The 21,226-nt window shown below is 52.5% G+C and carries 18 protein-coding genes; 9 read left to right on the top strand and 9 right to left on the bottom strand.

All coding sequences use genetic code 11. The features are described 5' to 3' along the window. Window positions 1-44: 44 nt before the first annotated feature. Entirely contained in the window at window positions 45-1,049 is a 1,005-nt protein-coding gene (locus tag EGT74_RS17365) for a PorP/SprF family type IX secretion system membrane protein (RefSeq protein WP_123847840.1), read from the top strand. 41 nt (window positions 1,050-1,090) lie between these two features. Next, window positions 1,091-2,977 carry an OmpA family protein gene (locus tag EGT74_RS17360; protein ID WP_123847839.1) on the top strand — a complete coding sequence of 629 codons (1,887 nt, stop codon included), beginning with the start codon at window positions 1,091-1,093 and terminating at the stop codon, window positions 2,975-2,977. A gap of 172 nt (window positions 2,978-3,149) precedes the next feature. On the opposite strand, the gene EGT74_RS17355 is transcribed toward EGT74_RS17360, so the two are convergent. Beyond that, on the bottom strand, window positions 3,150-3,839 hold the full coding sequence (locus EGT74_RS17355) for a class I SAM-dependent methyltransferase (RefSeq protein WP_123847838.1): 690 nt from the start codon (window positions 3,837-3,839) through the stop codon (window positions 3,150-3,152). A 52-nt stretch (window positions 3,840-3,891) separates the two neighbouring features. Further along, complete coding sequence (locus EGT74_RS17350; RefSeq protein ID WP_123847837.1) at window positions 3,892-4,272, bottom strand: nuclear transport factor 2 family protein; 381 nt, start codon at window positions 4,270-4,272, stop codon at window positions 3,892-3,894. A 110-nt stretch (window positions 4,273-4,382) separates the two neighbouring features. Here EGT74_RS17350 and EGT74_RS17345 point away from each other — a divergent pair, with 110 nt between their 5' ends. Next, window positions 4,383-4,790, top strand: coding sequence for a winged helix-turn-helix transcriptional regulator (locus EGT74_RS17345; protein WP_123847836.1), 408 nt, complete (start codon window positions 4,383-4,385; stop codon window positions 4,788-4,790). Window positions 4,791-4,931: 141 nt separating this feature from the next. Here the strand turns inward: EGT74_RS17345 and EGT74_RS17340 are convergent, their stop codons facing one another. Further along, window positions 4,932-5,165 carry a hypothetical protein gene (locus EGT74_RS17340; protein ID WP_123847835.1) on the bottom strand — a complete coding sequence of 78 codons (234 nt, stop codon included), beginning with the start codon at window positions 5,163-5,165 and terminating at the stop codon, window positions 4,932-4,934. A gap of 55 nt (window positions 5,166-5,220) precedes the next feature. On the opposite strand from EGT74_RS17340, the gene EGT74_RS17335 reads away from it, so the two are divergent. Continuing rightward, a complete protein-coding gene (locus tag EGT74_RS17335; RefSeq protein WP_123847834.1) occupies window positions 5,221-5,652 on the top strand; it encodes an SRPBCC family protein in 432 nt (143 codons plus the stop codon). Window positions 5,653-5,673: 21 nt separating this feature from the next. On the opposite strand, the gene EGT74_RS17330 is transcribed toward EGT74_RS17335, so the two are convergent. From EGT74_RS17330 to EGT74_RS17315, 4 genes are read right to left on the bottom strand one after another with little or no spacing between them, the layout of a single operon-like run. Further along, window positions 5,674-6,579 carry a DUF5655 domain-containing protein gene (locus tag EGT74_RS17330; protein ID WP_123847833.1) on the bottom strand — a complete coding sequence of 302 codons (906 nt, stop codon included), beginning with the start codon at window positions 6,577-6,579 and terminating at the stop codon, window positions 5,674-5,676. 46 nt (window positions 6,580-6,625) lie between these two features. Then, on the bottom strand, window positions 6,626-7,576 hold the full coding sequence (locus tag EGT74_RS17325; RefSeq protein ID WP_123847832.1) for a HipA domain-containing protein: 951 nt from the start codon (window positions 7,574-7,576) through the stop codon (window positions 6,626-6,628). Further along, on the bottom strand, window positions 7,569-7,901 hold the full coding sequence (locus tag EGT74_RS17320; RefSeq protein WP_123847831.1) for a HipA N-terminal domain-containing protein: 333 nt from the start codon (window positions 7,899-7,901) through the stop codon (window positions 7,569-7,571). The genes EGT74_RS17325 and EGT74_RS17320 overlap by 8 nt, the downstream gene beginning before the upstream one ends. 2 nt (window positions 7,902-7,903) lie before the next feature. After that, a complete protein-coding gene (locus EGT74_RS17315) occupies window positions 7,904-8,116 on the bottom strand; it encodes a helix-turn-helix domain-containing protein (protein WP_123847830.1) in 213 nt (70 codons plus the stop codon). A 334-nt stretch (window positions 8,117-8,450) separates the two neighbouring features. On the opposite strand from EGT74_RS17315, the gene EGT74_RS17310 reads away from it, so the two are divergent. The 5 genes from EGT74_RS17310 to EGT74_RS17290 all read left to right on the top strand — a co-directional run bounded on the left by EGT74_RS17310 (window position 8,451) and on the right by EGT74_RS17290 (window position 19,155). After that, window positions 8,451-9,320, top strand: coding sequence for an OmpA family protein (locus EGT74_RS17310; RefSeq protein WP_123847829.1), 870 nt, complete (start codon window positions 8,451-8,453; stop codon window positions 9,318-9,320). Window positions 9,321-9,558: 238 nt separating this feature from the next. Further along, on the top strand, window positions 9,559-12,999 hold the full coding sequence (locus EGT74_RS17305) for a hypothetical protein (RefSeq protein WP_123847828.1): 3,441 nt from the start codon (window positions 9,559-9,561) through the stop codon (window positions 12,997-12,999). Window positions 13,000-13,016: 17 nt separating this feature from the next. Then, a complete protein-coding gene (locus EGT74_RS17300) occupies window positions 13,017-17,360 on the top strand; it encodes a DUF6443 domain-containing protein (protein ID WP_220392895.1) in 4,344 nt (1,447 codons plus the stop codon). Between the two features lie 17 nt (window positions 17,361-17,377). Then, window positions 17,378-17,971, top strand: a complete 594-nt coding sequence (locus EGT74_RS17295) for a hypothetical protein (protein WP_123847827.1) — start codon at window positions 17,378-17,380, stop codon at window positions 17,969-17,971. Between the two features lie 380 nt (window positions 17,972-18,351). Further along, window positions 18,352-19,155, top strand: a complete 804-nt coding sequence (locus tag EGT74_RS17290) for a hypothetical protein (RefSeq protein WP_123847826.1) — start codon at window positions 18,352-18,354, stop codon at window positions 19,153-19,155. 36 nt (window positions 19,156-19,191) lie between these two features. Here the strand turns inward: EGT74_RS17290 and EGT74_RS17285 are convergent, their stop codons facing one another. Then, window positions 19,192-19,968 (bottom strand): hypothetical protein, encoded by a 777-nt coding sequence (locus EGT74_RS17285; RefSeq protein WP_123847825.1) that lies wholly within the window; start codon window positions 19,966-19,968, stop codon window positions 19,192-19,194. A 44-nt stretch (window positions 19,969-20,012) separates the two neighbouring features. Beyond that, the gene (locus EGT74_RS17280; RefSeq protein ID WP_123847824.1) at window positions 20,013-21,200 is read right to left on the bottom strand and encodes an acyloxyacyl hydrolase; all 1,188 of its coding nucleotides are present in this window, start codon (window positions 21,198-21,200) and stop codon (window positions 20,013-20,015) included. Window positions 21,201-21,226 lie beyond the last annotated feature (26 nt).

Raw genomic sequence — 21,226 nt, 5'->3', positions numbered from 1 at the left:
CCGAAGAGGGCGGCGCCGGGTCGGTCCGCAAAACAAAGTACATTATGCAGCGCAAACGTACGATTTACATGACCCTCCTGCTGCTCGCCGCAGCAGTGATACCTGGCAAAGCACAGCAGAACGTGCAGTTCAGCCAGTATGTTTTTAACGGACTCAGTGTAAACCCCGCTTATGCAGGGTATAAGGAGAGCTGGTACATGAATGCCATCTACCGGCATCAGTGGGCAGGTTTCCCCGGCGCGCCACGCACCGGCGGCGTGTCGATAGACGGCCTCACCAATGCCCGCGACAACAAAGTAGGCGTGGGGCTGCAGATCATGTCCGACCGCCTCGGGCCGCAGGAAGCACTGTCGCTGTACGGTTCTTACGCTTACCGCATTCCCCTCGACGATGAAGACACCCGCCGGCTTTGCATCGGCATCGGCGCGGGCGTTACCCAGTACGCCATCGACGGGGCGGCGCTGCAATACATAGACGATAACGACGAAGCCATTCCCACCGGCAAAGCCAGCAACTGGATACCGGATGCGCGTTTCGGGATATACTATTACACGTCGAAGTTTTACGCCGGCATTTCCGTGATGGACCTGTTCGCGCTGTATACCGACGCTACGCGGTACAGCTGGAAAGGCAACAACTACGCCACCATCCGCAAAACCCAGCACGTGTATTTCACGGCGGGCACGATGCTGAAGCTGTCCGACGTGTTGCAGCTGAAACCGTCCATCATGGTGAAGGAAGATTTCAAAGGCCCCACTTCCGTGGATTTGAACGCCTTCCTGCTCATCGGTGAGAGAATATGGATCGGCGGTTCGTACCGTACCAACGCCAGAATCTGGACGAAAGAAAACCTCGCCAACGATCTGCGGGCCATCAACGCGGCCAGCATCATGGCCGAGTTTTATGCCTCCGAGCGGCTGCGCGTGGGATATGCCTACGACCTGAACGTGAACAAACTGGCGGGTTACCAGGGCGGTTCCCATGAGATTTCACTGGGTTTCCTGTTCCCCTCCAAAAAATATTCCACCGCCAACCCGCGCTATTTTTAATTTAAAACATCCTGACCTTGATACATCCTTACTCATTTTACATGAAACGTTTGATAGGCTGCGCCCTGCTGACGCTGGGCAGTATGCAGCTGATGGCCCAGGAACAGAAATCGGAGCTCCGGCTTGCGGATGAAGCGTATGCAAGGCAGGAATACGCGCTCGCCGGTAATCTCTATGGCCGTGTGATCAAAGGGAAGCCTTCCCGCGCGCCGATGGCGCTGCTGATGAAACTGGCGCATTGCCGCCGCGAAACCGGCTATTTCGGGGAAGCGGCCAACTGGTATGCGGCTGCGGTGCAGCGGCCCGATTGCCCTGCCGCGGCGTATTTCGCCTACGGGGAAGTACTGCGCAACCTCGAAGCGTACGACTCCGCGAAAGTGCAGTATGCCCGTTTCAATACGGTGCAGGCGGATAGCCTCGCCCTCAAAGCCGCCGCCCTCAGGGGCTGCGACAGCGCGGTAGCCTGGCGGCAACAGAAAGTGACCCTCAATAACCTGGGGGTGCTCAAGGAACTGAACACACCGTATTCGGAGTGGATCAGCGGCGCGGTGAAAAAAGGATTGCTGCTCGTGTCGAACGGTTACCGTAAAATGATGCTGAACGATGGGGCGGAGGCCAACCCGGTTACGGATAAACGCACTTTCCAGCCGTATTACAAAGCCTACGTGTACCAGCAGTACGCGCAGGGTAATTCCACCATGTACCTCGAAGAAATGCTGCCGAAGGTACTGGATAAATACCGCTATCATATCGGCCCTTCGTGCTTCAACCGCGCGGAAGACACGCTGTATGTAACGGTGAACGAGCAGCAGCGGCCGGAGCTGCAGCAGCGAAAAGGCCCCATCCAGGGCCGCCGCAGGCTGATGCTGTATTATGCCGTCAAGAAAGATAATGTTTGGTCGCCCCTCGCGATATTGCCCGGCCTGAATATAGACGGGTTTTCCACCAGCCATCCCGTGATAAGCGGCGACGGTGGTGTGCTGTACTTCGTATCCGACCGGCCCGGAGGGTTTGGGCAGGCGGATATCTGGTACAGCGAAAAACAGGCGGACAGTACCTGGGGCAAGCCGGTGAACTGTGGCGCCCGGTTAAATACAGTAGCCGCGGAAACTTTTCCCACCATCAACGAAGAGGGGGCCTTATACTTTTCCAGCCAGGGCCACCCAGGCATGGGCGGCTACGATATTTTCCGTGCAACCGGCAGCAGGGATAACTGGGGTGCCCCGGTGAACCTCAAAGCGCCTTTCAATACCGGCGCAGACGATATGGGCCTCATACTGAAACCCAACGGCTACGAAGGTTACTTTTCGTCCAACCGCCCCGGCGGACAGGGCTCCGACGACATATACCACTTCACGGATGCCGCCTATTTCACCGGCGGCCGCCCCGGCGATGGCGGTACAACCGGCGGGCAACCGGGTACAGGCATCACACAGCCTGATCTCGCCGGCGGTAAACCCGGCCAACCGGGCACAACAGGTACTACCGGCACAACAGGCACAACAGGTACTACCGGCACAACCGGCACCACCGGGCAGAAGAGAACACCCACCACAGAAGAACTGGAGCTGATCAGGGAGCTGGAAAAACTGCGTTTCCTTTACGATTTCAACAGCGCCACGCTGCTGCCTGAATCGAAGAAAGTGCTGGATTACGTGACCGGCGTACTGAAACAGCACCCGGACTGGAAACTGATGGTACTGTCGTATGCGGACAGCCGCGGTTCGGAAGGTTATAACATCAACCTGTCGGCCCTGCGTTGTTTTGCCGTGATCGATTATCTCGGCGGCAAAGGCATCGACGTAAAAAGATTATACTACATGAACCTCGGCGAGCAGTTCCTGGTGAACGCCTGCAAGGACGGAACACCCTGCACCGAGGAACAACAGCGCCAGAACAGGCGTTCGGAGTTGAAGGTTATTTATTGATAGGAATAGTAGAATCAAATCCAAAGGCCGTGATTTTTCACGGCCTTTTTTATGCGGATCAGGGAAGCATCATCAGGATGCAGGAGCGTATAAAACATGCCCACGCCGCGCCCGGCAGGATCAATACCGTTTTGATTCAGTATTTGCCCGCCACGATGCCGTTATGGTATGATTATAGTTTTTGTCCATAAATGAATATCACGCTGCCTTTCATGTAGCTCTTCACTTCGAGCCGGTCGCTGTCGAACAGCGATAAGGTTTGCCCTGCGGAGAACAGCTGCCCGAATTCTTTGAAGGGCCGCAGCTGCGCCATAAAGAGCCGGGCGATCAGCTTTTCGGTGGTCATGGAGAGGAAGTAGAATTTGCCGCCGCTTTTTAATACGCGCAACAGCCCGTCCACGAATTCCTGCTTGTTGTCGAAGAGGTGAATGGTGCCGAAGCTGCAAACGGTGTCGAAGGTATTGTGGGGGAAGGGGAGATGGAAGGCGTCGGTTTGCAGCAACCGGATATTGGAAGGAATGGACCCGTCGTTATCCATCAGCCGGGAGCGCGCAATTTTCAGCATCTCCACCGACCTGTCTGCCAGCACGCATTCATTGGTGGTGGTTTTGTACAGCGAAGCGGTTTGTGTCAGCCCGCCGCAGCCTACGTCGAGCACGCTGCCCTTGGTGTCCACGATGGCGTTGCGCGCGAAGTTGGTGTAGTCGCTGGGCAGCGTGCCCCAGAAAAGCCGGTTGAATAATCTGGTGCCGACAACGCGCTCGTAATATTTCGCCTTGTTGTCGTATCTCGCGCCTTTCGGGTTTTCCAGGGAAGAATAGATGTCCCGGTCCACTGTTTTGAGAGCCTGTATGGAATGCATATAGTGGGTGTTAGATTCCGTGGTAAACAGGTTCCGGCGCCGGGAGCGGCGGTTACTTCGGCGTATGCCTGTCAAAAGTCAGCGTGTCGAAGAAAATGGTGAGCGAATCCAGCTTGCCGTTTTTCGCTTTCCAGATTTCGGCCACATCGCCGTTGACGGCGGTGCCGTCCGGGAACCTGAAGTCGTAATTCCCGGTTACATAGGCGTTTTCACCCTCCACGATCATCTCTTTCACCCGCATGGCCGTAAACGCCCGGGAGAACCTTTCAATGACGGAAAGGTAAGCCGGTTTGCCGACAATGGGGCTGACATTTGTCATGTCGCCGCCCCTGAATTTAAAATCGTCCGCAATCACGGATTCCCAGCCTTCTTTGCGGGCAAACCCCTTGTAATAAGTATCCAGCAGTTGTTTGGTGGAAGCGGTGTTGTCCATTTTATTTGTATTTAACGTGAAACAACTATTATCTTTGTAATTGCATTTTGCAAGTACTAAGTTAGTAAGTTATTTCAAAATGCAAGTACTTTTTTTCTAAAGCAGATCATATGGAAAAAACAAGATCGGATTGCCCCATCAGTTGTTCCCTGGACGTGTTCGGAGACAAGTGGTCGCTGCTGATCATCCGGGACATTATGCTCCGGGGGAAGCTGTCTTACAGCGAATTCCTGGAGTCGGAAGAGAAGATCGCCACCAATATTCTTGCCAACCGCCTCAGCGTGCTGGAAGCGGAGAACATCCTTGTCAAACGCGTTTCGCCGCTGAACAAATCGAAATACATCTACAGCCTTACCCCGAAAGGAATAGACCTGTTGCCGATCGTGATCGAGATCATGGATTGGGGAGCGAAATACAATGCGAATTGCCCGCGCAGGGAAGTGGGCAAGAAGATCAAAAAAGACAAGGCCGGCGTGATCAAAGAGTTTTATGCAAAGCTGAAGAAACAGTTTATTTGACCTGCCGCCCCTCCAGGTAGGCCAGGCCTCCCACAACGAGTACCTGCAATACGAGGAATATCACCCCGAATACGGTAGCGCCGGGCGCGTAAATAATTAAAAGCCCCACGCTGACGGCCGTCCACAGCCAGTTGCCGGCAATCAGTATCCTGAGCAGCGGGACAGGGGGGGCTTTTGCAGGGCCAGGCCGAGCGCCAGCAGGGCGTAAACAAGCGTAATGCCCGCGATGAAGATGATGATATTGACGGGCAATCCCAGGAAACCTTCCAGCAAGGAATACAGCAACAGGCCGATAATGGCCGTACCGCCGCCGAGGACAAAATCGGCCCAGAGGATTCTTTTCAGCAGCGGGAGATTGCGGATAGCGGGAATCATGCTATGAATGTAACGAATGTTGCCGTGTCTGGAAAAAAGTAATTAAGTTCAGGGTATGATGCAGATACTGGATAAAAATATCACGATCGAAGCGCCGGTAGGCAAAGTGTGGGCAGCCATTACAGACATACGGTCCATGCGGGAATGGATGGGAGGCGATGAACTGCAGCTGGAAGTGGCGACCAGCTGGGAGGTAGGCTCCCCGCTCGTGATCAGGGGTTTCCATCATGTCCGTTTCGAGAACAGGGGCGTTGTGCTGGAATATGTGCCGGAACGGGTGATGGCTTATAGTTTCCTCAGCTCCGTCTCCCGGTTGCCTGATGTAACCGAGAATTATTCGGTGGTCCGGTTCGAATTGAAGGAGGAGGGCGCGCACACCGCACTGTCATTGCAGTTATCCAATTTCCCGACCGAAACGATTTACCATCACCTTAATTTTTACTGGAATTCGACGCTGATGATGTTGAAAAGGAAGGTGGAGGGCTGAATGCATGCCTGGTTTCCATTTTTACAGCGCCTGCTTTACAAGGCTCATGATATATTCCAGGTTATCGGTATTGGTGATTTCCAGAACATAGTATCCGCTGCCCCATTTACTTTTGTTGTGAACCTTCTCTGATATTTTTTTGGGGTCGTCCAGTTTACCGTTTTTGTAGTTGATATAAAGTTTCAGGTTGTTCTTTTGGATGACAATATCTGCGATCAACTTGTTCTGCGTAAATGTGATGTACAGTTTTTTAGGCTCGGCGATGATACCGTCACCCAGGTTTTGGATGGCATTTTTGTAAGTTTCGTATAACTCGATGATATCGTCGCTTTTCCCTTGCAGGTGGTCTTCTTCCGTGTAAACCTTAAACTCTCTGGTAATCTTGCTGATTTCAGAATTGTCGTTGGGTTGCAGCTCTTTAATACTGGGAGAGGCCTTGGATTTTTTTATTGGGTTGATTGCCACCAGGGAGTTGTCGAATTGTTTGATTTCCCAGAGCTCAATTGCGAGATCCTTAAAATCGGAAGCTTGAATTTGAAAATCGGTAAACGATGGTGAAACAAAAATTACCTTGCTTTGGGTCCAGTCTATTTCTGCACGTTTGAGTTGTTTTTTTTGCGTTTCATTGAACTCGACCATAAAAGCGTCCCGGTATTCCAGCATCAATTTAAGGTAGGAGACGCCTTGATCTATAACGCTGTAATTTTTATCACGCTTATACTCAATTATTACAAAAGAGCTGCTTTCCTCGTTAAATGCCAGCGTATCGATACGGTAGTTTTTAATGCTGAATTGTGATCTGATCAACCTGAGATTGGTAATTAGTCCGAGATTGTTTTCAAAAAGCTGTTGCATTTCTTTTTCCAGCTTAAACGGGATTTCTTTAAGCGGGGAGAGGGTCAGTGTTGATCTTTTAAATAATTTCATGGCTTTTATGCTTTGATCATTTAACCTGTGATATCTCTTATGTACTTTATTTTAATTTTCCCGAAAGCCTCATGCACCGTTCCTCAAACACTTCTTTGTACGCATCCTTCAACGCCGGCGACAAAAAAGAAAGGTCGATCCATTCAAAGGCAACATCCTTTGCCTTCAGAAATCTTCTGAAAACGCCTTCGATCTGTTTGTCATTCAGTCCCAGCCCTTGCCCCAACCCGGTAAAATGTTCCCGTTTGATTTTTTTCTTTTTCCCGTCGAGCGTAAGAGCCAGTTCCTCCGTATCTGCCGGATTCACGATTGCGCCATTCAACAGATCGTATGCCGGTGCCAGTTGCCAGTTGCTTCCATCCGTGATCATGGAGAAATTTTTCAGGTGCATATCGTTATTGCCCGTAAGGAAGCAAAATACCGCGAGTTCAAAGAAGTATAGTTTATCCAGCAGCGTGTTGCCGGAGTATTCTCCCAACGCTTTCCCGATTTTTTCCATGGAACCTTTATACTTGTCAAACGCTTCCAGGATTTGAAACATATCCAGCATATGGATCTTTTCTCCTTCATCAGTGCGGTCGATGCGTTTGGTGATATAGGATAACTCTCCCGATTGCAGCCGTATGAGACTGGATTTTACCGTATTTATCCCGAAGGCTTCCGCGATCCGCATCGTAAGATGTTCGTTTTGCGGCAACTCCGGGTATTGTGCGGAGGGCGGTTTAAAGATGTAGTTACCGCCCAATGCGCCAACAACCGTCAACCGGTTTTTAGTGCCCGCTGCCAGCGACTCACTGACCAGGGTCAGCGACAGCTTGGGTTGTACGCCAGGCACGGTAATGCTACGCTCAATAACCTGCTGGGCCAATGCCGCCATCTCGCTGAGGGAATAAGATAGGAGCGGGGCTTTTTTGGTGCCGAAAAAAGCCTCGCTGCAGCGCTCATGAAAGTCGCCTTTCGGCAGTGGCTGGTAACAGTATAGGCATCGTTTATTCATCGGCAGAGGCGATTGCATGAACACTGACTGCCCCGATACAATTCCGGCAGCAAACCAATAGAAGACCCATCCGGTCGTTGGGGTTCAATTTCCAGCTGTGGCTAGCGATGTCCAACAGCCATCCCTCCGGGATGAGGCCTTCAAAAAAAGGGAACAGCCTTTTTTCGATGTACATTTCTCGCCGTACCGGCATGGTCAGCGTGATGGGTTGTTTAGGATGTGCGACAGCATATGCCCCGTCATACTGAAACGTATACTCGCCATCGTCCGTTTCGGTAAGAATGCCTGCCAGCAGATCCTTGTAGTATATTTCAGCACTGCGCATATTTATCCTTTGCTGATGTCTTTACTATTAACGGGAGCCAATTCATGGCCGAACATCTTCAGCACATGATTCACCTTTTCCAGCTGCAAATTGCCTTTGCCCTGTTCGATTTTCCGGATAACGGTAAGGGCCACACCAGCCCGTTCCGCGAATTCCTCCTGGGTAAGACGGGCGTCTTTCCGCCTGTTTTTTACAAATTCAGCTAATGTGAGCATTATATGCTTTTGGATATAATTTACTTAAAAATAACAATTTTATATGGAATTAGATATAATAAATGCTAAAATTAGGCCCTTATATGTTTTTGCATATAGCATTACCTGGCATGGTTGCCCGGGAATGTTTTTATGCATGAAAACAACATAACCCCGCTTGTTTGAATTCAGGCGTATAATCCGTCATTATCCCGGACGGTACCGGAGACTTCTAAAGCATTTCAATCCTTCCTTATCATTTGATTATCAATACATATCCACTACTGGCATAACCTTTGCCCGAGAACAGTGTTAATCAATAGTCAAGTATCTTTTCATGTAAAAAATTGAGCATATGAGAATACCTGCTTTATTATCATCGTTGGCGGTGATAGCGGTTTTAGGACAAGGATGTGTGAGTAACAAAAAATTCAGCCAGTTGCAGACGAGCTATAACGAACTGGAAAATCGCAACAGGGATTTGGATGGCAAGTACCAGGCTTCGCAGCGTGAACTGTCGGGCGCCAACACCCGCGTTAAAAGCCTGGAAGAACAGATTGCGGCGCAGCGTACGGGCCTCGCCGCACTGCAGGCTGCACTCGACAAATGCCTGAACTCCACGAGCCAGGGTAATGTCAATATCTCCAAACTGGTGGATGAGATCAACGCATCCAACAAATACATCCAGCACCTCGTGAACACCAAGAACAAGAGCGACTCGCTCAACCTGGTGCTGACCAACAACCTCACGCGCTCTTTGAGCCGCGAGGAAATGAGAGATGTGGATGTGCAGGTGCTGAAAGGCGTGGTGTACATCTCACTGTCTGATAAAATGCTGTACAAATCCGGCAGCTACGAGATTTCGCCGACCGCCGGCGCTACGCTGTCCAAGATCGCCAAGATCATCATGGATTATAAAGACTATGATGTGCTGATCGAAGGTAATACGGACAACGTGCCCATCTCGCAGACGAACATCCGCAACAACTGGGACCTGAGTGCGCTCAGAGGGTCGTCCGTGGTACAGGCATTGCAGAATACCTACGGGGTGGATCCCAAACGGCTTACGGCCGGCGGCAGGGGTGAATATAATCCCATTGCTTCCAATGCCGACGATGCCGGTAAAACACGGAACAGGCGCACACAGATCATCATCACCCCGAAACTGGACCAGTTCATGGAGCTGATCGACAAAGCGCCGGAAAGCGCCGAAGAAAAGAAATAAACCATATGGTTATGCAGCAAGAGCCCCCGGAAGCATTTCCGGGGGCTTTTTTATTGCTGGAAGTAACGGATATCATGGCCGAATGTTCCGCGGAGCCCACTGAGCCTTGGATGATGCCTGTTTGTTAATCTCGGAAATCTTTCCTACATTGGATGAATAGTAGTGCAAGAGACCCTGACCCGTACCGTACCCGACATCCGCCGCTTTTATCGAACTGAACCCAAAAACGCGAAACCGTATGCGATTTACCCCCTATGCTATCGCCTGTGCCTTGTTGTCTGTGGTGATATCCGCCGATGCGCAGCAACTCAAGCCCGAAAACATCGTAAGCCCTGAAGCCGCTTCCCTGGGCAAATTCGGCAACATTCCCGTGGGCAACTATACCGGTTCCCCTGAAATTTCCATTCCGCTTTATAGTGTCAAACTGGGTGGCGTGGAGGTCCCGATCGTGCTTCGTTACCATGCTTCCGGCATACAGGTGGAGCAGGAAGCGACCTGGGTGGGCCTCGGCTGGGACCTCACCGTTGGCGGCAGCGTTACTCAGGTGGTGAGCGGGCTGGCGGACCAGGAAACCAATCTCACCAGTCCGCTCGGTACCACTTACCAGGAACTGATGCGGCGGGGAACCGCCAACGACAATAACCCGGGGATGGACAATACCATCTTTGCCACGCAGTTCTGTGTAGATGCCTCCCAGCCGCTGCTGAACGACATGGGCACGGTATCGACACTCAAAGCCTACGATTGGGGAAAGCCGGACATCTTCCGGATCAGCGTGCCGGGCATATCGGAAGAGTTTATGCTTACGCCGGTGGGATTGACGCCTGTGCAGATCGGGAAAAAGAAAACGCCGGTGTTCATTACCAAGCACCTGTTTGGCAATAGCGGCAGCTACGCCCCGGAATGGACGGTGGAAGACATTGCCGGCAATAAATACTTTTTCGCGCGCACCGATCACGAATATTCTTATGCCGAAGCCAGCCAGCCATTGAGCGGCGCAGTCAGCAAACTCACCCGCATTACCACTGCAATCGGGCAGGTGATGAACTTCAGCTATATAAACGGGAAATACAGTCTTTCGGCTTACTCGGCTTCCAAATCTTTCGACAACCGGGATCTCCCGCCCAATCCCACTAATGATGTAACCCACACGACTTATTATGCCAAATACCTGACTGGTATGGAAACAGACCATGTGCGGGTTGTGTTTGAGCTGAGTAGCACTGCGCAGGAGAGAGACGATTTGCAGGGACTAACGATAGATGGCGGCTACGGAGCGCGCAGGCTGAATGCAGTGCATATCTGGGACAAAAGAACGAACAGGAAAGTGAAGTCGTTCGTATTTACATATGATTTTTTCTACGGCGATATCAATTCTTCCGGCAGGATAGCCACTTTCCCGCCGCCGGTGCACCTCACCAAACGCCTCAAGCTCCTGTCTGTACAGGAAGTCGGTTATACGGCCGGTGGCGCAGCCGTTCAAAACGTTCCGCCCTATGCTTTCGAATACAATGAGTCCGTCACGCTTCCCCGTAAGGATGGTTACGCCCGCGACCACTGGGGGCTTTTCAATGCACAGTCCAACAGTAGCTTCATACCGAGGCTGTATTGCGAGATCGTTACAGGGGTGCTGAAGATCCCCGGTGTGCCCATCACCGAAACGGATATCATGAGAAACATCCGCGATGCGGGTACGGCGAATAAGGGAATGGAGCCGGGGCCGGCTACTGCCGCCATCCTCAAAAAACTGACCCACCCCACCAAAGGATTTTCGGTATTCCATTACGAGCCGCATACCTATAAAAATTATCGCACCTATTCGGCGGATGAGGTCAGGCGGAATGTAGGGATCATCGCTACCAACGTAGACGACAAGAATTATAACACCAACGTCATTACCAGCGCTCCCCTATACCCGGACGCGGACGGTAATCTCAAGCTGACCCAGTTTAATTGCAGTTTCTCCAGTGTGGGAGCCAAAATTGATCATACCTACTTTCTCAGCTGTTATGTGAAGATCTGGCGGGTGAGCGCATCTGGCACACGCACACAGCTGCGGCAGTGGGTAGTGACCGCGCCAAGGGACATATTCAATCAGACCGGCTCACAGGCATATCCGCCGGAAGACATTATACTGAGCGGGGAGCCGACCGACTATTACGAAGTTGAAAGCCATCTCGCCAACATTCCCCAACTGACCCCGGTGGGCACCTCCATTCCGAAAGCCATTACACATGCCAACTGGTCCACGATCGATAAACAGATGGTGGAAAAGGAAAGCATCGGGGGAGGGCTGCGCATTGCAGCTATCGAACATTACACCGACGAAAACAAACTCGCCGGGAAAAAAGTATTCAAATACCTGAAGGAGGACGGCGTCACCACTTCCGGTAAACTTATGGCGCCGCCCCGCTACTTCTCACACACGCTCCGTACGCATGTGGTAAAAACCGTGATCGACGGGTCGATTACTTTTTCCGCCTATCCCTCCCATAGTTACAGCGTGGCATCTTACAGTTATGTGCCGCTTTCCGCAGACGCGGAAGGTTCTTATGTGGGATACGACAGGGTGGAGGTAACGGATATGGATGCGGCCGGCAATACCAACGGCAAAACGGTTTACAATTACAAAAATACCCAGTCCACTGCGTCCAGCAACGGTTTTCATACTTACAGCAAATCATTGCCGACTGTGGGGTATTACAGTAACGGGCTGGTCGATTCCGTGACTACGTACCGGAACGACGGGTTCTTGCTGAAGAAGCAGGCGTATGCCTATAAGCTGCTGGAGCGCAAAACGACGCGGGGGTTAATGCTGGCCGATATGTACTGCGACGCCTACATCAATAACTTTTCCTGTGTAGGGTTTGACCAGCCACCAAATATCAACTACAAATGGGTGGCCTATTTTTATCCCGTCAACACCAAATGGTACGTACCGGAAGTAGTGACGGAAACGGAGTTTTCGAACGTGCCGCTGACCATCACCACCACCAATACTTACAATGCATACGGCCAGCTGGTAAAAGAAGAAAAAACAGGCAGCAAAGGGGAAACTATCAGCAAAAATTTCACCTACCCGCTGGATGTAACCAGTCCCGGCGCTGTGGTAACAGAGATGAAATCCCTGAAGCTGTACGACCGGCTGTTACAGGAGGTGCTGGTAAAGAATGGTCAGCAACGCCTCAAAACATTTGACTACGCCAAAAATGAACACAATCACATACACGTAACAAAGTCCGCCGAATCCCTGGGTGGCCAGCCGTCGAACGATCTTGTTAAGAACATCCGGCACGACGGCAGGGGCAACATCATCCAGTTCGAGGAAAACGGTGTGGTCACGTCATTTGTTTACGGGTACCAGCAAAGCCTGCCGGTATTGAAGGTGGTTGGCGCCGACTATAATACGGTCGTCACCGGCCTCAACGACGCCGTGATCCAGCAACCTCCCGGCGAGGCGCAACTGGTGGCGGAAATAACGAACGTGCGCAACCGGTTCGCATCCTCCAACACGCAGGTGTCCGGCTACGTGTATTCACCGCTGACGGGAATGACCAGTGAAATTGACCCGTCGGGGAAAAGGATATTCTATGTGTACGACGAGCATGGCCGCCTGCAGCATACGAAGGACAAAGACGGAAAGATCCTTAAAGTATTCCAATACCAGTACCAACAATAACCCTTAGCCCCGCATATATGAAAAACGTTTTGTTCTATACCTGTTTGTTCAGCGGCCTTGGCGCCATGGCGCAAACTCCGCAGCCGGGCGCTGTGCCGGCGGCAACCACCGTTATTCCCGCACCGGGTGCCTATGCGGCCGGTACGAAAGTGAATCATGTCCGTACCTGGGAGCCCCGGTTTCATTATACCGACGCCGCTACTGCAAGCGACCCCGCCCGTACGGCACGCCAGGTGAAACAGACAACCGCTTACCTCGACGGCCTGGGCCGCCCGCTGCAGACCGTTACCAAACGGACCGGCCCGCAGCAACAGGATATGGTGGAAACGATGGTGTATGATGCGTTTGGTAGGAATGTGCAGCAGTATCTGCCGTATCCCTCCGCAACAGCCGGCGGAGAGTTCAAAACAGACCCTTTTACGGAGTTGCAAAGCGCACTGGGCGCTTTATTGCCGGGAGAACAGGTGTTTTACAACCGGAATGACTACGAGGCTTCGCCCCTCAACCGCGTCGTGAAAGCGTTGCCGGCAGGCAACAGCTGGGCAGGTAACGGGCGGGGAGTGGAAACGCGGTTTGAGGTAAATACAGCCAGTGATGGTGTGCGGATTTGGAACGTTGCCACGGCTGCGGGCAGTATACCCGTCAGCCCGGCCGCTTACAGCGAGGGTATGTTGTCAAGAACCGTTTCCCTCGATGAGCACGGCGGGCAAACCGTGGACTTTAAGAACAAGGAAGGGAAACTGGTGTTACGCAAGGTGGAAATAACATCCACTGCACCCGGCCATGCAGGATGGTTGTGTACATATTATGTGTACGACGACCTGGACTTCCTGCGCTGTGTGATTCCCCCGAAGGCCGTGGACGCGCTGGCTGCCAACGGTTGGGATCTGAATGCGGGTACGATTCTCGCGGAACTGTGTTTTTGCTATGACTATGACGGCAAAGGCCGCGTGACTGCCAAAAAAGTACCCGGTGCGGGTGTAGTGGAGATGGTATATGATGTCCGTGACCGCCAGGTGTTCATGCAGGACGGCAATCTGCGCACGGGGACCAACCCTAAATGGCTGGTGACTTTTTACGATGATATCAACCGGCCGGTGATGACGGCATTATACCCTTCTGCTGCTACGCGCCAGAGCCTGCAAACCATGATGGACGGTGCTGCGGGCGGGAATGTTGCGTTGCCGCCCACTCAATTGCCGGTTGCCGCGAATATGGAAGTGAGCTTCCGGGAAACGGGGCGCCCTGAATATAAAGCCGCGGAGAACATCGTATTCCTGGAAGGCTTTGAATCGGAGGCCGGGGCGGCATTCATTGCTGAAATCGGCGCAACCGGTGTATCGCAGTCCCTCACCGTTAATAATCCGCTGCCGGGCATCAGCGGATACGAACCGCTGACCTATACCTTCTACGATAATTACGGCTATACCGGCGCACATGCCCTGGCCGCTCCGGAACTTGCACTACCGGCGCCAATTGATGCCGATTACCAGGTAGAAAGGGCCGCCACGCAAAGCCTCCACACGAAAGGCCTTGTTACCGGCCGGAAAGTGAAACTGCTGGATACCGGTGAATGGCTTACTACTTCCCTGTATTATGATGACCGGGGAAGGGAAATTCAAAACATCAGCGATAATACGGTGGGAGGGAAGGATATACTTTCCAGTGTTTACAGTTTCGGCGGATGGCTGCTGGGGACTTATCTGCATCAGACAAATCCCAGAAGCAGCAAAACCTCCGACATGTGGGTGCGCACCAAAATGAAATACGATCACGACGGGCGCCTGTTGCAGGTGAACAATCAGGTGAAGGACGGTGTGGAAAAAACGGTTTCCCTCATTACCTATAATGCACTGGGCCAGGTAGCCACTAAAGTGCTCGGTAACAATCTCGAAACACTGGCTTATGCCTACAATATCCGGGGATGGCTCAAATCTGTCAACCAGCTGTATGTTACAGGGCAGGAAACAAATCATTATTTCGGACAGGAACTGAACTACGATTATGGTTTTACCATGGGTGGTACACCTTACGGTCAGTACAACGGCAATATTGCCGGTGTCCGCTGGCGGGGCAAAAACACGGGAACCGTCCCACGAGCCTACGGCTTCCGGTACGACAAGGCCGAACGCCTGCTGCACGCCGAATACAGTCAGCAGAACAACGGGGCAGGCGGCTGGGTGAAGAACGTGGCCGACTTCACGACAGCCAACATCAGTTACGACGCCAACGGGAACATTCTGACCATGCATCATGAAGGCGTGAGTACAGGCGGCATTGTGCCGGTAGACCGCCTGCAATATACCTATGGAGCGAACAGCAACAAGCTGCTGGCGGTGCAGGACGGGCAGGCTCCCGGCCTCGGCGATTTTACCAATGGCGCCAACAGCGGCAACGATTATGCCTATGATGCCAATGGCAACCTGACGCAGGATCTGAATAAAAATATCCAGGCGCAGGGTATCGAATATAATCATCTCAACCTGCCACGGAAAATCACCCTCGCCGGTAAAGGCACCATCGAGTTCAGTTACGATGCCGCCGGTGTCAAACGCCGCAAAAAAGTAACGGACCAGACGGTATCTCCTGCAAAGGTGACGGTGACCGATTATCTCAGCGGCGTTGTATATGAAAACAACCAGTTGCAGTACATCGGCCATGAAGAAGGCCGGGTGCGCGCCGTGCATCCGCCGTCGGGCCCCGTGCAGTTCCATTATGATTATTTCATTGAGGATCATCTCGGCAACGTGCGCGCCGTACTGACGGAACAGACTTCGTTCAATCTGTATCTTGCCAGCATGGAGATCAGCCGTGCGGCCACCGAGAATGCGTTGTTCTCCAACGTCGAATCCAGCCGCAGTGCGAAACCTGCCGGTTATCCGCAGGACCAGAGCGCCGGCCCCAACAGCCAGGTGGCAAAATTGAACGGCAGCAACCCGGATAGGCGTGTAGGCCCTTCACTGGTGCTGAAAGTCATGGCGGGCGATACAATTTCCATTGGCGCCAGGGCATTTTATAAAACAACTACGGCCCCGCAGGACAAATCCAGGCAACCCGTAGCCGATATGGCTACTGCGCTGGTGCGCGCATTTGGCGGCACAACAGGAAATCAGGGCAGTAAGGAAGTAGCGGGCGCCCCGGGACAGGCTTCCCCGTTCACCGACCGCTTTGTAAACGACCAGTATCAGCGGATGAAGGAAAAAGATCCGGGAAGGGGCAAAAACGACAATCGTCCGAAAGCATACCTGAATTTTGCCCTGTTCGACGATCAGTTTAACTTAGTGGAGGAGAATAGCGGCGTACGCCAGGTGCAGAACCAGCCGGACCAGTTGCAGACGCTCGCGAAAGATAAAATGGTGATGCAGAAAGGCGGTTTCCTGTATGTTTACACCAGCAACGAAACGCCACAGGATGTGTATTTCGATAATGTGACCGTCATGAACACACCTGGCCCGCTGCTGGAGGAAACGCATTATTATCCTTTCGGGCTCACCATGAGCGCCATATCCGCCGCGGCAGCCGGCAAGCTCGCCAACAGGCACCTGTATAACGGGAAAGAGCTGCAGCAGAAGGAATTCAGCACTGGCACCGGCCTGGACTGGTATGATTACGGGGCAAGGATGTATGACCAGCAAATAGGGCGCTGGCACGCGATCGACCCGATGGCGGATAAAATGCGTCGGCATTCACCCTACAATTATGGCTTCGACAATCCTTTGAGATTTATTGATCCTGACGGAATGGTCCCCGGAGACTTCTTCGCAAGAGATGGAGAATACCTGGGCAATGACGGAAAAGACGACGGGAAAGTATATGTGCTGAATGAAAAATTAAGAGCGGTAAAAGAGAATACTGCAGTCAACTGGGGCGGAGAATTGAGCGAGGCGCATGCAGGGATTGTCAAAGCGCGTTCTACGGAAATAACAATGGATAGCGAGGTAGGGGTCATGATAAGAGCCGTGTATGCGGAAATGAGAGGGGGCGACGACAAGGCAAAAAGCATCGTGGCAGAGTCCATCAGGAACAGAGGGGATTTGCCTGACGGTTCTTTCGAAAAGGCGGATGGGACATATAAAGGGATCGTGAACAAGTTTTACGACGTGTCCAAGTCCGGCGACAAGGCCAATGCGTCCTTTCAAACCCCTGAAAAGACCATTTATACGAATGAACAAGAAACAAAAGCATGGCAGGCAAGCGCCAGCGCATCCATCAAGGCAGAATACGGAAATAGCAACGTGGGGAAAGGGGTTATTTTTTACAACTCAGCCAGCAGCACGATTTACGACCGGAACAAATTGATGCAGAAAATACCGCTGACTGAAAAAATAAAAGGCATTAAAGGGTTATGGAAACTAAAATAAGTGTAATAATGGCTTGCATGGCGCTGTGGCTTTCGTGCAGTATGTGCAATACCCCGCCCGGTGGCGGCCACGACCGGCAGGATTCGGTAAAATACCTGTTTGACGGCGATGGCTTTTTTTGCGGGATAAAAATGGAAAACGCAGATTCGTCGGTGTACCGGGTGGTATGGGGAAGAGATGGGGCAACAAATGTAACGACCGCCACTTTTGATGTGCAGGGAAACGGAACACTGGAGCTGGTCGGTAAATCCCGCGATGCGTTCATCTTATCCCAGGGTTGCGGCACATCCTGTACCTATGATGTGATCCTGCCTTTGACCGGGGAAGCAAGAGAAAGCGTTTTTATGTTTGTAAAAGCCATCGATACCGCCCGAAATCTCATTGCATATATTCCCGAAACCGACAGCAGCTTTATCAGGGTTGAAAATTACCTGACCCGCAAAAAAATGGATATCCCCGGGGATGATTTATGCCCCGCGGCATTCAAAGGAGATTGTATCGACAGCTGTTTTTTCGAACAGGAGTTTTTCGTGTACAGCTGGAACGGCAAATCCTGGAGCACCGATAACGCCGATCTCAAACAGAAAAAAGTACCGCTGGAACTGAAGTGATTCTCGCAATCTACTTTGTGTGTATCCGCAATCATATTTGTGGATGTAGTAGTATTGCTGCTCAAAATCCCGTCTTTTCACAACTATGTTTGTGTAATCCTTCCTTTTTACTTCGTTTTGTATGATCACTTCCCGTGTTTATACCTGGTGTTTCGCCGGTGATTCATTGGTCCGAAACCGTTGTTCCTATTGTCTTTCATAGAGGATGTCCCACAGATGTCCCACTGATGTTCCAGAGATGCGCCACAGATGTCCCACATCTTATAAGATGTGGGACATCTGTGGGACACCACTATTGAACCAATGTTGAATCTGTATGTTATTATAATCTCCCGGTAAATGATTTACCGGTGTTTGCATAACTTAAAACCAAATACACCATGGCAATTCTTGACGGCGACTTAAGATTTACCGGCCCGCTCGGTATGTTTTCAGCTTACAAAATGGCGGGAACAGACAAGACTGTTATCCGGCGCAAGGCCGGGCCTTCCAAAGAGCAGATCAAAAAACTGCCCCAGTTTCAACGCACACGCGAGAACATCGCCGAGTTCGGCGCAAGTTCCATGGCGGGTACCAGTATCAGGGACGCGGTTTGTATGGTACGGCATCTCAGTGACTATAACTATTCAGGAACGCTGAACAGGCTGTGCAAAAAAGTACAGCTGGAAGATCCGGTCAGGAACCGGGGACAGCGACAGGTGGAATGGGCGCAGTGGCGCCATTGGCTGAACGGGTTTAATTTCAACAAAAAATATCAGTTCGATCATCTTATCCACCTGCCGGTCGCCTTTCAGGTCAACCGGGCGCAGGCCAGTGCGGTGGTGACCATCCCGCAGCTTCATCCCGGCTTCCATGTCGCTTTTCCATGGCAGCATCCGTATTTCCGTTTTACCCTGACGTTGGGGAGCGCTGTGGATGTGGTGTATGGGAAACATGGATTCAAGCTGGCCGACGGCGGCGCCATGGATGGATTTCGGGCTTACGTGGATACATCCTGGGCGCATTGCACGCACGTTTTCCCGGAAACATCCATAGAGCTGCAAATACCCGGCATCGAGGACGTGCCTGCGCACATCACCTTACTGCTTGCTATCGGCGTGGAAATGGGTACGCCCAACGGCGCCGGAACGAATATCAGCCCTGTGCGCCGCGCCGGGTCCGCCAAAATCCTGCAGGCATTCTGATCAACAAAAAAGCCGCAACGGGTGCGGCTTCTTCGATTATTTCTTTTCCAGTGAATTTATCCGCTCGGAGAGTTGTTCGATCTGTTTGTGCTGTTGGATAATATACAAGGTGAGCTCTTCGACTTTCTGTAACAGTTGCCTGTTCATGTCTCCCAGGTCTACGCCGTCACGGAGCACTTCCTGTTCGGATGGAATGTTGGGGAGGTGCCGGTGTTCTTTTACATAGGCTTCCAGCTCTTGCAGTGAAGGCAGCGCATAACCGGGCCGGAATACAAAATCGGGCCAGCCGGTCAGGGTTACTTTGACCCTCTGCGCTTTGATGCTGCCTTTTACCTGCAGTTTGTAGGCCGGGTCGTCGGTCAGCGTGCCGATGAGCACGTTGTGGGAAGGCGTCAGGCGCATCACCTCGTCGGTGCCGTCGCCCACCTCGAACCATTTATCGCCGGCGGCGCGTGCATTGGCCGTAGTGGCTTTTACATGGAACATCGTACCGAAATGGAACTGTTGTACGATGGCGTTGCTGCCGTCCGGGGAAGTGGTGCCATAATCGATCCTTTCGCGTATATCGGGGTTGACGATCGCATTGTTGCCGATCAGGGTGGCGGCGCCGGAAATCGTTTCACCGAACGTGGCATAGTTATTCGCTATATAACTTTGTCCCCTCGCCGTGAGGCGGGCATTGCCGTTGATGCGGATGGCGGATGACCCGTCGTCCGGCGCGCCGTTCACGAGGGTGCGGTTGAGGGTGGAAACCTGTGCGTTTAACTGGCAGGCAAATAAAGTACAGGTGATAAACAGCGGGATTTTTTTCATTGAGTAACAATTTTAGATGAATGTACCGTTCAAGATAATCAATCTTATTTGCTCCTGTATAGCACGCCGCCGCCGCCCCATTCTATCCAGTCGGCCGTAGCGCCTTTCAGCGTTTTTAATCCTACCTGCGCGAACGCGCGCCGGCTGATGTTGTAGCGCAACCCGATCCGCATGTACATTTTCCCTTTTTCGCCGTCGCGCTGCAGCACGTAAGCGCCCACGTGGGTGACGAGCTCGAGCCGCTGGATGTGCAGGTTGTGCCCGAGGTGGACGCCGGCCTGCATCTTGTCGGTAGCGCGCACCGTCGCATATTTACGGTACAGCTGGCCCAGCGAGGCATCGTAAAACCCGTCGACGCCCGCGCCGATGCTGCCGAGGTGGCCGTAGCGGTACGTATAGTCGAGCGCGGTGGACGCGGTGCCGTAAAAGGCGCTGATGCGTGGTTTGCCAGGATGTTGCACCACGCCGAAAGCCCCATACAGGCTTAGCTGGTGATAACGGTCGGGGCGGGGAACGGGCGACCGGTCGTACGTAGTACGGCGGGCCGGCTCAAAGCCGGGCTCGATCTGCTGCTTTGCGATGCGCCGCAGGGGATTGTAATGGTACCGGAGGCCCACATGCAGGCCGTACATATTCAGCCCGAGATTGGGCGTGTGGGTGCGGCCGTTGGAAAAGTGCGTGAGGTCGAGGCCGTAGGTAAGATCGAACAGCTCGTTCATCTTCCATACCCCGGTAACGGCCAGGTTGAAGTACACTGCTATTTTGGAGCTGATGGCATCGTTCAGCGGGTTTTTCACCGAATCATACGTATTGAGGTCGTATGTAAAACCCAGGGCCAGCCCGGCTTCGAGCTGATGGCGCTTCCTGCGCAGGAAAGGCGCGTTAAAAAAGCCGTACACCCCGCTGGGATTGCCGAGCACGGTAGCATCGCCGATGTTGCCGGTGTAAAAACCAATGCCGTAATTGGGATAGTTGAAGGCCCGCTGCCAGGTTTCGCGGCCGGTGGATTGCCAGGCCACCCGCACTTCCACACCGGTGTAACCGTGCTGGAGAAATTCGGAGAGGGCCTGCCCCGTGTAGAGGTGAGAGCCGCTGTGCAGCCGCAGTTCCGCGTATTTCTGCCGTCCGAGGTTCGGGTTCTGGCGCGCCTTGCGCCAAAGGTCCGTCGTGTCTTGCGCATGGGCCTGCATGGCGGCCATCATGCCGGTAATTATCCAGATCGTCTTTTTCAATGTCACTGCTTCGTTGTCAGGTAAAA

This window comes from Chitinophaga lutea, assembly GCF_003813775.1.
GTDB lineage: Bacteria > Bacteroidota > Bacteroidia > Chitinophagales > Chitinophagaceae > Chitinophaga > Chitinophaga lutea.
The sequence above is the reverse complement of the archived record's forward strand: the minus strand, read 5'-3'. Positions and strand labels throughout refer to the sequence as shown.